This window comes from Nocardia sp. BMG51109, assembly GCF_000526215.1.
Lineage (GTDB): Bacteria > Actinomycetota > Actinomycetes > Mycobacteriales > Mycobacteriaceae > Nocardia.
In genome coordinates, this window is the sequence record NZ_JAFQ01000004.1 from 1,677,402 (window position 1) to 1,689,841 (window position 12,440).

The 12,440-nt window shown below is 70.5% G+C and carries 12 protein-coding genes and 1 riboswitch; of the genes, 6 read left to right on the forward strand and 6 right to left on the reverse strand.

The window, feature by feature from the left end:
• Positions 1-22: 22 nt before the first annotated feature.
• Positions 23-766 carry an alpha/beta fold hydrolase gene (locus tag D892_RS0108900; protein WP_024800902.1) on the reverse strand — a complete coding sequence of 248 codons (744 nt, stop codon included), beginning with the start codon at positions 764-766 and terminating at the stop codon, positions 23-25.
• A 56-nt stretch (positions 767-822) separates the two neighbouring features.
• Here D892_RS0108900 and mhuD point away from each other — a divergent pair, with 56 nt between their 5' ends.
• Positions 823-1,131 (forward strand): mycobilin-forming heme oxygenase MhuD, encoded by a 309-nt coding sequence (gene mhuD, locus D892_RS0108905; RefSeq protein WP_024800903.1) that lies wholly within the window; start codon positions 823-825, stop codon positions 1,129-1,131.
• A gap of 74 nt (positions 1,132-1,205) precedes the next feature.
• On the opposite strand, the gene D892_RS0108910 is transcribed toward mhuD, so the two are convergent.
• Positions 1,206-3,917 carry a discoidin domain-containing protein gene (locus D892_RS0108910; protein ID WP_232236032.1) on the reverse strand — a complete coding sequence of 904 codons (2,712 nt, stop codon included), beginning with the start codon at positions 3,915-3,917 and terminating at the stop codon, positions 1,206-1,208.
• Positions 3,911-4,053: riboswitch (cobalamin riboswitch) on the forward strand. Its footprint overlaps the gene before it by 7 nt.
• 37 nt (positions 4,054-4,090) lie before the next feature.
• Between D892_RS0108910 and D892_RS0108915 the strand changes: the two genes are divergently transcribed.
• Together D892_RS0108915 and D892_RS0108920 are read left to right on the forward strand one after the other, a co-directional pair.
• Entirely contained in the window at positions 4,091-4,285 is a 195-nt protein-coding gene (locus tag D892_RS0108915) for a CbtB-domain containing protein (protein WP_024800905.1), read from the forward strand.
• The gene (locus D892_RS0108920; RefSeq protein WP_024800906.1) at positions 4,276-5,013 is read left to right on the forward strand and encodes a CbtA family protein; all 738 of its coding nucleotides are present in this window, start codon (positions 4,276-4,278) and stop codon (positions 5,011-5,013) included. The genes D892_RS0108915 and D892_RS0108920 overlap by 10 nt, the downstream gene beginning before the upstream one ends.
• 226 nt (positions 5,014-5,239) lie before the next feature.
• Here the strand turns inward: D892_RS0108920 and D892_RS0108925 are convergent, their stop codons facing one another.
• From D892_RS0108925 to D892_RS44965, 3 genes are all read right to left on the reverse strand, one after another.
• Positions 5,240-5,683 (reverse strand): OsmC family peroxiredoxin, encoded by a 444-nt coding sequence (locus D892_RS0108925; protein WP_024800907.1) that lies wholly within the window; start codon positions 5,681-5,683, stop codon positions 5,240-5,242.
• A gap of 237 nt (positions 5,684-5,920) precedes the next feature.
• Positions 5,921-6,769 carry an ABC transporter permease subunit gene (locus D892_RS0108930; RefSeq protein ID WP_024800908.1) on the reverse strand — a complete coding sequence of 283 codons (849 nt, stop codon included), beginning with the start codon at positions 6,767-6,769 and terminating at the stop codon, positions 5,921-5,923.
• The gene (locus D892_RS44965; RefSeq protein ID WP_036568456.1) at positions 6,766-7,770 is read right to left on the reverse strand and encodes an ABC transporter ATP-binding protein; all 1,005 of its coding nucleotides are present in this window, start codon (positions 7,768-7,770) and stop codon (positions 6,766-6,768) included. Before D892_RS44965 ends, D892_RS0108930 begins: the two co-directional genes overlap by 4 nt.
• Positions 7,771-8,353: 583 nt before the next feature.
• On the opposite strand from D892_RS44965, the gene D892_RS0108940 reads away from it, so the two are divergent.
• The 3 genes from D892_RS0108940 to D892_RS0108950 all read left to right on the forward strand — a co-directional run bounded on the left by D892_RS0108940 (position 8,354) and on the right by D892_RS0108950 (position 11,402).
• Complete coding sequence (locus D892_RS0108940; protein WP_036566839.1) at positions 8,354-9,712, forward strand: sensor histidine kinase; 1,359 nt, start codon at positions 8,354-8,356, stop codon at positions 9,710-9,712.
• Between the two features lie 475 nt (positions 9,713-10,187).
• Positions 10,188-10,850 (forward strand): response regulator transcription factor, encoded by a 663-nt coding sequence (locus tag D892_RS0108945; protein WP_024800911.1) that lies wholly within the window; start codon positions 10,188-10,190, stop codon positions 10,848-10,850.
• 90 nt (positions 10,851-10,940) lie between these two features.
• A complete protein-coding gene (locus tag D892_RS0108950) occupies positions 10,941-11,402 on the forward strand; it encodes a YfbM family protein (protein ID WP_024800912.1) in 462 nt (153 codons plus the stop codon).
• Positions 11,403-11,571: 169 nt separating this feature from the next.
• Here the strand turns inward: D892_RS0108950 and D892_RS0108955 are convergent, their stop codons facing one another.
• A complete protein-coding gene (locus D892_RS0108955; RefSeq protein ID WP_024800913.1) occupies positions 11,572-12,387 on the reverse strand; it encodes a phytanoyl-CoA dioxygenase family protein in 816 nt (271 codons plus the stop codon).
• Positions 12,388-12,440: the final 53 nt, after the last annotated feature.

A 12,440-nucleotide genomic window follows, 5' to 3' on the forward strand; every position in this document is an offset into this window, starting at 1 on the left:
GGTATCCGCCCGGACGAGGGGCTCAGGCGAGGATCTCGCGGAGGAACTCCTCGACCTCGGTGCGGTAGCGCTCCGGACGGTCGTCGTGGACGAGGTGGCCGGCGCCGGGAACCAGGACGTGGCGGGCGTTCGGGTGGACGGCCGCCATCTCGCGCATCTGCCCCGGCGGCGTGATGGTGTACTCGCCCTCGACCAGCAGGGCCGGAACCCGGATCGCACGCCACTGCGCCCAGAAATCGCGGACTCCCCACTCCTCCGAGATGTCCCGGAACGTGGCGACGGCCCCGTGTAACCGGTAGCCGTCGGGGTCGCGGCGGAACGACTCCAGGAAGTAGCGGCCGGCGACGGGGCCGAAGTAGTCCAGCACCGCGTCCTCGTCCGGGAACGGCTGCGGCCAGGACTCGATCATGGCCGCCCAGTCGCGGGCGGTGCGGCCGCGGAAATCCGGGGCGATGTCCTCGATCACCAGGGCCCGCACCCGCTCGGGATGTTCCGCCGCGAACACCCAGCCGTGCAGCCCGCCCATCGAATGCCCGACCACCACCATCGGCTCGGTGATCGCCGACGTGGCCGCCGCCAGATCGGCCACGAACGCCTCGGTGGTCAGCTCGGGCGGGGGCGGGCGGCCGTGTCCCGCGGCATCGAAGGAGTACACGTGCCCGAACGCGCGCAGCCAGTCCAGCTGCGTCCGCCAGGTGCGCGCACTGCCCATCAGCCCGTGCAGCAGCAGTATCGGCACACCCGTGCCGCCCTCGTCGTACAGCATCGTGTCGACGATACGTCGGGCGCCCGCGGCCCGGAGACGGCGCTAGCCTGGTGCACATGGCTGTTGTGAAGATCAATGCGATCGAGGTTCCCGAGGGCGCGGGCCCCGAACTGGAGAAGCGGTTCGCGCACCGTGCGCACGCGGTCGAGAACTCCCCCGGATTCCTCGGCTTCCAGTTGCTCCGCCCGGTGGCCGGTGACGACCGGTACTTCGTTGTCACGCACTGGGATTCGGAGGAATCGTTCGCCGCGTGGCGGGACGGCCCGGCCAAGGAGGCGCACGCGGGCAGCGACCGCAAGCCGGTGGCGAGCGGAGCGTCGCTGCTGGAGTTCGAGGTCGTGATGGACGTCCCGGCCAAGTCCTAGACCGGCTGCCGGACCGCCACGCGGGCACCGTCGAGAACGCCGGAGCCGACATCGCCGGAATGACGCCGCTGCCGTCATTCCGGTGCGCGAATCACGTCCAATTCCCGAACACCTGTCTCCGCACCGGGATCCACGCCTGCGAGCCGCAGGCGGACGTAGCGGGCGTAGGACGGAACCGACAAAGAGCCGTCGGTTCCGCGTGCCACGGTGGTCCAGGTGCGGTTGTCCCGGGATATCGCCACCTCGGACGACGGCGGAGGCGGACCGCTCCATACCGGCGCCACCCGGCTCACGGCGGTGACCGCACCCAGGTCGACGGTGAGGTCGGCGCGGTCGGTGGCCGGTAGCCAGCGGGTGGCGGGATCGCCGTCGACCGCCGCGGCGGCGTAGTCGCCCGGGCGCTCGGTGGACGCGGCCGCGGTCTTGCAGCGGGCCGCGTCGGAGGTCGGGGTCAGGTCCGGCCGCCGAGTCGGCAGATCCAGCGACCGGCCCGGATCCACCTGCCGCACACCATTTCCTGTCTCGACCGGCAGCCGCTCCCCCGACCTCAGCGTGACCTCGCTGCGCTCCGGACCCACCGAGACATCGAAAATCCTTCCCTGCCAACGTAATCCGCGCACCGTAACGCCCGCACTCAGCTGCGGCGGCAACAACGGATCCAGTCGCACTCGGTCTTCCCGCCACCGCAACCCGGCCAGCCCGCCGGTGAACTCCTGCACGAAACCACCGGCGAGAGTGGCGAAATCGAATGCCGGCGATCCGGCCAGCGGATCGGTGGCGCCCGCCTTCTCCCCGCGCGCCTCGGCGAACTGCCCGAAGGGTTCGCGGACGAACGGGCGGGCCGAACGGTCCAGATAGGTGCCCACCGAACAGCCCGGCACACCGCTCGCGGCCGCATCGATCTGGTGCACCGAATCGGTCATGGCGGGTCCGTCCGGATCGGTGCGCTCGGCGTAGTAGTCCAGCGTCCGCTCCGCCACCTGCGGCGCCATCGGCCATTCGAGCGGATATTGCAGCAGCACGGTGTCGGCCTGTTTGATCCGCGTGCCACGGTAGCCGTCGTACTGCAGGAATATCCCGTCTTGCGCGTCGAACGGCATGCGCAGGTGGTCGGCGACGGCGGTCCACTCCGGTGGCGCGGGGGCACCGATTATGCCCGCGGCCGTGACGGCATTGCGGAGCGCCACGGCCGCAACGCCGTTCGTGTAGGCGCCGTCGTCCACGCCGTTGCTGTATTCGTCCGGTCCGGCGACATCGCGGACGGAGTAGCTGCCGTCCGGATTCGGCGTCGCCCGCGCGGCCCAGAACTCGGCCAGGCTCGACATGATCGGCCAGATGCGTTCGCGCAGGTAACCGATGTCCTTGGTGGCCAGGAAGTACTGCCAGGCGGCGAGCGAGACATCGCCCTGCAGATGGATCTGCGTCACGCAGTGCGGCGGTGACCAGCTGTGGCACTCGCTCCACAGGTCACCGGTGTGCGCACTGGTCCACGGGTAGAACGCGCCCGGATGTCCGAGCCGCCGGGCATTCTCCCGCGCACCGGGCAGGGTCTCGAATCGGTAGTCGATCACCGACCGGGCCAGTTCGGGTCGAAACGCCAGCAGCGCCGGGTACATCCAGATGTCGGCGTCCCAGAAGATCAGTCCGGCGTAGTTGTCACTGCTCAGCCCGGTGGGCGAAATACTGTTGTCCTGCTGCGGATTCGTCGCCGAGTACAGCGCGTAGAGCGCGCCCCGGACCCAGCGCTGCACGTCCGGCCGGCCGGGCACCTCGATATCCGAATCCCACAGCGCACGCCAAGACTTCGCCTGCGCCGCAAGCAGATTCGACCACCCCCGCGCCGCGGCCCGGTGCGCGGCGCCGACCGCGGCACGGCCCGGATCGGGCGCGGTGCGACCGGTGTCGACGCCGACGAACTTGGTGACCTCGTGCGACCGCCCCGAGGCGACATCCATCGTCGCCTGCCTGCCGGATTCCCCCGCCCGAGCCGGGCTCCCGGCATCCAGAACCGACGCCACATCTCCGGTCACATTCGTTGTCCTGGTTCGGAATTCGGCCAGGTACGTGGCGGGGTCCGGGTTCGGCACCGCGATCGGGTCGACGCGGCGCGCCCCGGCGAAGTCGATCCGATCGATGACCGTCAGGCGGCCGCTCCAGTGCGGTGTCGCGGTCAGATGCACCGCGGCGGCATGCTGATCGGTGCGATCGGTGAGCACGTCGTACACCAGGTCGGTGGCGCGGCCGTCGCGCGTGGTCCAGGTCAGCTCGGTCCGCACCAGCCCGCAGCGCAGGTACTGCGTCTGCCGGAAATTCGACACCTGAGCGGACGGCGTTGCGGGCGAGAAGGTTTCGTCGCCCACCCCGACCAGCAGAGTCGACCAGTTCGGCAGCGCCGCGGCGGTCGCCAGTCCGTCGGCGACGGCCGGATCACGCGCGTACAAACCGGCCGCGAACGCGCCGTCGTAGCGCGGCGTATACAGCGGCCAGCCGGTCTTCTCCCCGGTCTCCGCGTAGCCCGTACCGGCGGGCGGTATCCGCAGTCCGAGATAGCCGTTGCCGACGAACGGATGCGCGTCGTAGCCCGCGCCGAACGACGTCGCCGCCGGCGCCCATCCGGGCTGCGTCGATGCACTGTCGCCGGGACAGGGAAAGCCCTGCGGTGCGGCGGGCGCCCGCGGCACCACCACCACGATCGCGGCGACCACCACCACCGCCCCGATCGCCGCACCGATGCCGATCGGCAATCGTGAGCGGCGACCGGATGCCGGTCGGGCAGTTGACGCCACGTCACTCAGGGTGTCACAGTTCAGAGGACCAGAGCGACGGTGACGCGGTAACCCGGTGTGATTCCGGGGCGGTCGCGCCACTGTGATCCGGCATCCGCCGGAGAGCCAGACACCGGCACCGTCGTTGCTAGATCGGCTCGCGGGGACGCGACCATCCCCGAAGGAGGACCACCATGGCCGTTGCGCATACCCCGAGCCGCGCAACCGATTCCCTCGCCGCCGTGCTCGTGACGGTGGGCGTCGTCTTGTTGGCACTGCTCACGCTGTACCTGGTCGGCTTCGATCAGGGCGCGGTCTCCCGCAGCGGGATGTACCTGCACGAGCTGATGCACGACGGACGGCACCTGCTGGGCGTGCCGTGCCACTGACCGGATCGTTCACCACCCTGCTGCTCCGCGGCCTGCTGGCCGGACTGATCGCCGGGCTGCTCGCCGGAACGGTCGGATTCGTGATCGGCGAGCCGAAGATCGAATCGGCGATCACCCTCGAGGAGTCGAGCGCCGAATCCGGCCACTCCCACGGCGAATCGGAGGAACCGCTGGTCAGCCGCGGCGGCCAGAGGTTCGGCGAGTTCCTGGCGCTCGGCCTGGGCGGCCTGGCGCTGGGCGCGATCTTCGCCGCCGTCGCCAACGTCGCACGCCGCCACACCGCCCTGCCCGGGCCGAAGCTGGCCGTATCGCTGGGGCTGTGCGGCTGGCTGGCGATCACCGCGGTGCCGTTCTTCAAGTACCCGGCCAACCCACCCGCGGTCGGCGAACCGGACACGATCAACCAGCGCACCTGGCTGTGGCTGGCGGCCGTGCTGCTCGGACTCGCGGCGGTCGGCGCGGCGGTGTACGTCCATCGGCTGCTCTCGGCACAACCCGGCACGCTGCGACTCGTCGCCGCGGTGGCGGTCTTCGTGATCGTGGTGGCGATCGGCTACATCGCGCTGCCCGGGGTGAACGAGGTGAAGGGGGACTTCCCGGCCACGCTGCTGTGGCAGTTCCGGGTGTCGTCACTGGCCGTGTCGGCGACGCTGTGGGCCGTGCTCGGGCTCGCCTTCGCGACCCTCACCGAATTCGCCGGCCGGAAGAAGGCCGAGGTCTCCGCGTAGGCTCGCGCCTTCTCCGGTCGAACTTGCGCGGCTCCGACCTGCTCGCGGACGAGCCTGACGGCAGGAACATCGGACCCGTGGCCGCGCTGGCCGCCACGGGGCGGGGCGAACTCGAGAAGACTCAGGTGGCCGGGCTGTCGGCGCTGCTGCGCACCGCGCATGTGGGTGGCGGCGGTGCTCGTCGCGGTCGCCGCCCTGTACCGCGCCGACGCCCGGTCCTACTCGGTCAGGACTCCAGCGCGGCATCCAGTTCGATGGTGCCGACGCCCGCCAGGGCCTTGCTGATCGGGCAGCCGACCTTGGCGCCCTCGGCCGCGGCCTGGAAACCGGCGGCGTCGAGGCCGTCGACCTTGCCGCGGACGGTCAGCTTGATGGTGCTGATGTGGAAACCGCCCGCCGGATCCGGGCCCAGGGTGACATCGGCGTCGACGGCCAGGCTCTGCACGGTGCCGCCGGCGGTGGCGATCTGCCCCGACAGCGCCATGGCATAACACGACGAATGTGCAGCCGCGATCAGTTCCTCCGGGCTGGTGGTGCCCTCGGCGGTGTCGGCGGTCCGCTTCGGGAACGACACATCGAACTTGCCGACGCCGGAACTCGCCAGTTCGACCTGGCCCGAGCCGTCCTGCAGACCCCCGGTCCAAGCGGTGCGCGCGGTACGTGTTGGCATCACTGTCCTTTCACAGTCGGAAACGCATTGCCGTCCGCTGTCGAACCTACCGGCTCGTGGCGGACTGCCGTACCTCTTCATGGAGTCGGCTAGGAGAAATCGGGGGGACGGTCACTCGTCCGGACGACCGGCGCCGGGCGCGCCACGTACGGCGTGGCCTGTCCCGGCCGACAGCGACCCGGACGGCCGGAGCCGCCGGAGCCACGGGCACCGGCGGCTGCCGAACAGTGTTGCCGCTCAGATCATGTCGCGGCGGCGGACCAGCCACACCGTGCCACCGACGAACGCCACGACATAGGCGGCCAGGACCACGAACGATGCCGGGCGGGACAGAATGTCGAGAACCCCGGGCGTCGCCGCTCCCCCGGCCGTGCGCATCGCACCGGCCAGCGAGCCGGCGGCGGTGCCGGGCAGATGGTCGGTGATGACCCGGACCGGGGAGAAGATCGCTCCCACACCGCGCAGCAGGTTCTCCACCACCAGCACCCAGACCAGGCCCAGACCGACCGCGAGCGCCGGGCCCCGCGCGAGCGCACCGATCAACGCTCCCGCCAGCGTCCACATGCCGAGAATTGCCGTGCCCGTGGCGATACCGATCAGAGACCGGCCGGCCGACGGCAGCGCCATCGACTCGTGCTGCGTACCGGCGATCACGGCGGCCACGCCGGTGTCGATCACGAAGGCCGCGCATACCAGCGCCACCGCCACCGCCGTCAGCGCCAGCACCGCCCCGCCGATCACATTCGTCCGCGAAGGCCCTTGGGTGAGAACGGTTTTCCAGCTCCCCCAGCCGTATCCGCCGCCGACCACCAGCGCACCGAGCACCAGCATCAACGCACCGCCGAACATCGCCATACCCTGAGTGAACACCTCCGGCACCGCGGCCGGGAGCATCAGATGCAGCAGCACGTCGCGCGGCTGACCGTTCGACATCCGGGAGCCTTCGCCCGAGGTGTAGGCCAGATAGTTGAACAGATAGGCGAACGTGAGATTCAACAGGATCCACGTGCCGAGCACGATCCAGAACGCGGGCCACTTCCGCAACCGGGTGAATTCCGCTCTGGCACAAGCCAACAGGTCTTTCATCGTACTTCCTCCGTTTGCGTCATCTCGAAAAAGACCTCCTCCAGCGACTTTTCGTCGGTGCGTAGCTCCAGCAGGTCCGCACCGGCCGCGATCACCGCGCGCGCCACCGCCGGCGCCATTGCCGTGCCGGCATCGACTCTGATGCCGGTGGCGGTCAGCAACGCGGATCGATCGCCCGCCACGCCCCGAACGGCCGGGAAGGCCAGCTCGATCGGTTCTGCTCGCAGGAAAAGCGTTGCGGCACCGCGTAGTTCGCTCACCGTCGCCTCGGTGAGCAGGCGGCCCCGCGAGATGACGCCGACGCGATCGCAGATCTCCTGCACCTCGCCGAGCAGGTGCGACGACAGCACGACGGTGTGCCCGTCGGCGGCGAGCCCGGTGATGAGCTCGCGCATGTCGGCCATGCCGGCCGGGTCGAGCCCGTTCGTGGGTTCGTCGAGGATGAGCAGGTCCGGGCGGCCCAGCAGCGCCGCGGCGACACCGAGCCGCTGCTTCATCCCCAGCGAGTAGGCGCGGAACTTCTCGTCGGCCCGATCCGTCAACCCGACCCGGTGCAGCACGTGTTCCACATCGTCGTGCAGCGCGCGGGTGTCGCGGGTTCGGGTGCCCGCGGGGAGACCGTTGCGGCCGCTCTCGCGGGAAAGAGCACTCGGCGCGTCAGCGGTGCGCACGTCGGCGGGGCCGCCCGAACCGGAACGCCGACGACGGTCGAACGTCCCGCGATAGCGGGCGAGCACCCGCAGATTGTCCCGGCCCGAGAGGTACGGATAGAAGCCGGGCCCTTCGATGAGAACGCCGATGCGCCGCAAGGTATCCGGATCGCCCGGCCGACCACCCAGCACGGTCGCCGTTCCGGAACTGGGTCGGATCAGGCCGACCAGCATGCGCAGCGTGGTCGTCTTGCCGGCGCCGTTGGGCCCCAGGAAGCCGTAGATCTCGCCGCCGCGGACGGTCATATGCAAGGCGTCGACGGCGGTGTGCGAGCCATAGCTTTTGGTCAGGGCCTCGGTGACCACAACCGTGTCGGCCGGGGCCGGCCGGGCAGTGACCGTATCGGACCCGGCCGCGCCCGGGCGGACGGCGGCCGAGTCCGGGCGGACGGCGGCCGAGTCCGGGCGGACGGCGGCCGAGTCCGGGCGGACGGCGGCCGAGTCCGGGCGAGCGGCGGCCGAGTCCGGGCGAGCGGCGGCCGAGTCCACACCAGGGGCGGCCGGGGCCGGTCGGGCAGCAGCCGGATCCGGCCGGACGATGGCCGAGTCCGGGCGAACAGCAGCCGGATCCGGCTGGGGTGTGGCCCGGTCGGGCCGAGCGGCAACCGGGTCCGGTCCTGCGACGACCGTCGCCGAGAGAGTGTCGGGACGGCCACCGGCGTCGCCGCCCGGGACTCGGCCCGGGATGGCCGGAGTCGGCGCATCGGTGGTCCGGGTGCCGTCGCTGTCGTGTGCCGAATCGTTCATGGCATCGAGAATCCGCCTGGGACCTCGGTCGACACATCCGCCGCACGGAGCGATCCGGCATACGTATCCAGACGTAATTCGCCGCGCGATGCCCCCGTTTCCCCGTAGCCCCGGCTACCGTGCGAGTGTGCAACCGAAGGCGCGGCCGCACGGCCGGGATGTGCTGCCGGCGATGATCGTCGCCGCGGTGCAGCTCGTCTTCGGGAACCTGGCCAACCTGCACCAGAGCGGAACCCGCGACCTCGACGCGCTCGGCTTCGCGCTGCTGCTCGCCGGACCGCTGCTGCTGGTGGTACGCCGCACTCACCCGCGGACCGTGTTCCTCGGCGTACTGGCCGTCACGGCGGCGTACCTGCTCATCGGATACGGGTACGGACCCATCTTCCTCTCGCTGGTGTTCGCCTTCCTCACCGCCGCCGCCCGGTGTTCGCGCTGGTACACCTACCCGTTCCTGCCGGTGGGCTATCTGCTGATGGTGTGGCCGGTGCCCGCGCTGCGCGGCTACTCGACCAACGGCTGGCAGGCCGCCGGCCTGCTGGCCTGGCTGGCCGTCCTGGTGGCGGTGGCGGAGGGTATCCGGCAGCGCCGGTCCGTGCTGGTGGCGCGGCGGGAACGCGCGGAGGCCGCCCGTGCCAACGAACGGGCCGAACGCGCCCGCGAGCTGGCCCGGCGCGAGCAGCGCGCCACCGAGGAACGCTTGGCCATCGCCCGCGAGCTGCACGATGTCCTCGCACACAGCTTGTCGGTGATCAATGTGCAGTCGTCGGTGGCGCTGGAACTGCTGGACCGCAAGCCGGAGCAGGCGGCCACGTCGCTGGCGGCGATCAAGGAGGCCAGCCGCGACGCCCTCGGCGAGGTGCACGCGCTGCTGCGCTCCATCCGGGCCGGCGCGGGAACCGTTGCGGTACCGACGAGTCCGGCCGTCGGCATCGGCGACCTCGATACGCTGCTCGGCCCGCCCCGCGCGGCCGGCCTGACCGTTCGAACCGATATTCGCGGGACCGCGCAGCGGCTGCCCGCCGTGCTGGACGGCGCCGCCGCGCGCATCGTGCAGGAATCGCTCACCAACGTGCTGCGCCACGCCCCGAGCTCGGAAGCGGTTGTCACCGTGGACTACTCGCCCGGCACCGTACGCCTGACCATCGACAGTTCACCCCCTCGCGAATGTCCACAATCGTCCACAATCGGCGGTTACGAAAGAACAGCCGCGGCCGGCGACAAGGACGCCTCCGGGACGGGCTACGAAAACGCCACGGCCGGAACGGACTACGCCGACACACCTCCCGCAAGCCCCGAAGCCGGCGGATCGACGACCAGCGGTCCGGTTGCGGCGAACAACGGCGGCAACGGAATTCCGGGAATGATCGAGCGCGCCCACGCCCTCGGCGGCGAACTGACGGCCGAGCCGAGACCCGGCGGCGGCTTCCGGGTCCGCGCCCGCCTCCCGGTCCCCCAGCACGACACCGACAGCGGAACCGACCGATGACCACTCGACACCACAGACCGCGGGCGAGCGAGCCGAGGTTCGACGGCCTCCTCCGGGCGCACGCCCGCCTCCCGGTCCCCCCAGTTCTACACCGACAGCGGAACCGACCGATGACCACTCGGCACCACGGACCACGGGCGAGCGAGCCGAGGTTCGACGGCCTCCTCCGGGCGCACGCCCGCCTCCTGCTCCCCGGTTCGGCACCGGCGACCGGACCGGCCGCCGACCGCTCGGCGCCACTGCACCTTGCCTCCGGATTCCCCTTGCGGCCCTTGGACACTCACGGACGTCCAGGCACGCGGACAGCGCGCACGGCTCGGTACGGTGTGCGACGGGCGGCGCCGGACAACCCGGGTACCGGATCTCACCGCATACTGGATCACCTGTGGGAAGCCGGTTGCACGTCGGTGGCCGCTCCGATCCGAGCGGCGCGCCGAGGTCGTGTGCCGACGGACCGGCCGAGGCTGGAGGTGCCGTGAGCATTCGGGTGCTGGTCGCCGACGATCAGGCGCTGGTGCGCGGCGGATTCGTCGCGCTGCTGGACGCGCAGGAGGGGATCGATGTCGTCGGGGAGGCCGACAACGGCGCGCATGCAGTGCAGATGACCAGGGCACTGCGGCCCGACGTGGTGCTGATGGATATCCGGATGCCCGTCCTCGACGGGTTGGCCGCCACCCGGGAGATCGCCGCCGACCCCGAGCTGACGGCGGTCAAGGTGGTGGTGCTGACCACCTTCGAACTGGACGAGTACGTCTTCGAGGCGATGCGTTCGGGCGCAACGGGATTCCTCGTCAAGCACACCGAACCGGCCGATCTGGTGAAGGCGGTGCGGGTGGTGGCGGCGGGCGACGCGCTGCTGTCGCCCAGCGTCACGCGGCGCCTGGTCGCCGAATTCGCCTCGCGTGCCAAGCCCGCGCCTGCCGTCGAGCTGACGGGGCTGACCGACCGCGAGCGCGAGGTGATGCGGCTGGTCGCCGAGGGCCTCACCAATGCGGAGATCGCCGAGCGACTGTTCCTGAGCCCAGCGACCGCGCGCACGCACGTGAGCCGAATCCTGCTGAAACTCGACGCGCGTGACCGCACCCAGCTGGTGGTCATGGCGTATGAATCGGGCCTGGTACGTCCGGGGTGGCAGTAGCCGCGCGACGTCCGCGTGCGGCGAACCTGTCGGTGCCCCCGGCTAGCCTCGGCGGCACGAAAACCGCTATCACATCTGGGGGGATCTGCGATGGGTATGGTGATGTCGTTCAGCCGGGTGACACCGGCCGAACTGAACCGGATCGATGCGAATCCGGAGAATGTGCACGAATTCCTGTGGTCGCTGGATCGCGACGGCGAACCGGACGGCTATCTCGACAAGGCATGGGACGGCCTGCGCTACCTGTTCGAGGCCGCCCACCTGGGGCTCGACCTGTACATGGAGGGCGAGTCGATCGGCTCCGACGGCACGCTGAGCGCATGGGATGCCGACCTGGTCCACCGCGCCGCGGACCTGTTGCGCAGCACGCCGTTCGAGCGACTGGCCCGCTGTTTCGACCCCGGACGCATGACGGCGCAGAACGTCTACCCGAACATCTGGTACGAGGGTGCCGAGGCCCTGGACTATCTGCGCGTGAACTACGACAACCTGGTGCGGTTCTTCGAGTTCGCGGCCGCCGGCGGTTCCGGCGCGATCATGTCGTTCGGTTGAATCGCTCCGGCCGGCACCGGGCCCGGGTGAGCCACCTTCGCATCCGGCCCGGTCCGCGAATCCATCGCGGCGCCGGTGGCGATCGCCCAGCCGATCGACCCGCCCCGGCCGATACCATCCGCGACCTGTCGCGCCGAGTTCCGCGCGAGGCCAGGAATGCCGGCGCTCGCTACCGGGTCTCCACCGAGGCAGCGGGAATACCGTCCAGTCCACGCAGAATCGCCTGTTCGACGGGGGAATACGCGTCGTCGGGCCGATTCAGGGTGCACGGCTCACGCGACAGCAGCGGCGGCTGCGCCATGAACTTGGGCCGCCCCGTGCGATTCGGCTGCGCCGCATGCACCAGGAACGGATGGCACAGATAGACGTCCCCGGCCTCGCCGGTGGCTCGGACCTCCGGCAGGTCGGCGGTCGCCGCATACGCCTCGAGCATTCCTCCGGGGCCCGCACTCCCCATCCCCACGCCGTCCTCGCCGAACGGCGCCAACACCTTCGGCATGCGCAGATGCGAACCCACCCGGATACGGGTCGGGGCATCGTCGACATCCACATCCGAGAACAGGAACAGCATGAGCAGCGCCCGGCCCTTGGACCACAGGTTGATCCGCCAGGTCATGAAGTCGTCCGGGTCGTCGCCCGGAAAGCTCGCGTCGATATGCCAGCCGTCACCGCCCGGATCCGCCGAGCTGGGAAAGCGAATGGGGAAGCTGCCCAGGCTGATCCGCGGCAGCCAGCGCCCCGGACCCACCAGCTGATCGAACGCCTCGTGCAGCGACGCGGTATTCACCGCCTGCCCGAACGGCTCCTCGGCATGGTCGCCCAGCCAGATCACCGGCTGCGTCCACGTCGACCGGTCGTCCGGATCGCAGCCCGTTGCCCGCCACAGGACCTCCCGCCCGGCGTCGGCGACCTCCCGGGGGAACGCCCGGTCCACCTTCACGAACCCGGCGGAGACGAACTCCGCTATCTGTGTCTCGGTCAGCATGCGGTCCTTTCGCGGTCGGTCCGTTCGACGATGCCTCGAACCCTGCGAGTTCC